Raw genomic sequence first — 1,245 nt, forward strand, 5'->3', positions numbered from 1 at the left:
CCGCGATCCTAGTCCCACCCCACCCCCACATCCGGTCGATCATGAAGTTGACGGCGTTCTCGATCTCCGATCCGGCCGCCAACCTCATGATCAACCGAGAGGAGAGGGTCAGAGGGAGACGGGGCGGCCGCCCAGGGTCACCGTGAGGCGGCCGTCGCCGGTGAAGGACCAGGCGAGGGCGCCGGAGTACGTGGAGCAGCGGGAGCCGTTGCTCCCGGACCAGAACTGGTTCGAGCCGTCCACGTTGCCGACCGTCTTGTCGTTGGAGCCGCTGCCGGCGAAGCGGCAGGACGTGTTGCTCCGGAACACCGAGGTGCCGGCGTCGAACGAGAAAGTTGCGTTCGGTGTTGTCGATGCTCAGGTTGTTCGAGATCGTCATGGTGCCCGGGTTGCGGTTGTACGTGAACCCGTGCTTGCCGTTGCGGTACGCGATGGTGCGCCGGACGGTGTGGTTCACCGCGATGTCCTCGCCGCCGAGCTTGAAGCCGTTGCGGTCGCCGTTGCCGTTCTGCGTGCCGTTGCTCAGCGTGCCGTTGCTGTACGCGAGCGAGTCCTCGATGGTCACCGTGCCGATCGCGCCGGTGTCGGACTTGGTGTAGAGGTCCCATCCGTCGTCGATGTTGTGGTGCGACACCGCGTACCGGAAGACGTTGCCGCCGCCGACGGTGAGCTTGGCCGCGAAGCCGTCGGCGTCCTCGCCGTCGGAGTCGGCGTTGTCGTGCGACTCCACGCTGACCATGAGGTTGTTGGCGGGCCACTGGTCGCGGGGCGTGCTGGAGGCGATCCGGGACAGTTGCAGTCCGGTGTCGCGGTTGAAGCGGGTCACCGTCCGCTCGATGATGTTGTTGCTGCCGCCGACGAAGATGCCGTTGTCACCGGCCCGCTCCACCACGAGCCCGCGCACGTGCCAGTACGAGGCGTTCAGCGCGAGCCCTCGGTTGGCCGGGTCCTCGCTCATCGCGGAGAAGTTCAGGATCGGCGTCTCGCCCGGGTAGGCGTACAGGTTCTTGCGGGCGCCCGACGTGCCGTTGTTGCCGGCGGCGACGGTGACCGTCTGGGACAGGTTGTAGGTGCCGCCGCGCAGGTAGATCGTGCCGCCCGCGCCGACGCGGGTGATCGCCGCGGCGATCGTGGTGGGGCTGGCCTGGGTGCCGGCCGCCCCGGCGGTGCCGTTCGGCGCGGCGTAGATCGCGCCGCCGGTCGGCGGCGGCGTGCTCGGGGGCGGCGTGCTGGGGGGTGGCGTGC

The 1,245-nt window shown here is 69.0% G+C and carries 1 pseudogene; it reads right to left on the reverse strand.

Annotated elements, in window-relative coordinates:
- Positions 1-1,245: pseudogene (locus ABD52_RS37200) on the reverse strand (right-handed parallel beta-helix repeat-containing protein); the annotation flags it as partial.

This window comes from Micromonospora sp. RV43 (assembly GCF_001029515.1).
Lineage (GTDB): Bacteria > Actinomycetota > Actinomycetes > Mycobacteriales > Micromonosporaceae > Micromonospora > Micromonospora aurantiaca.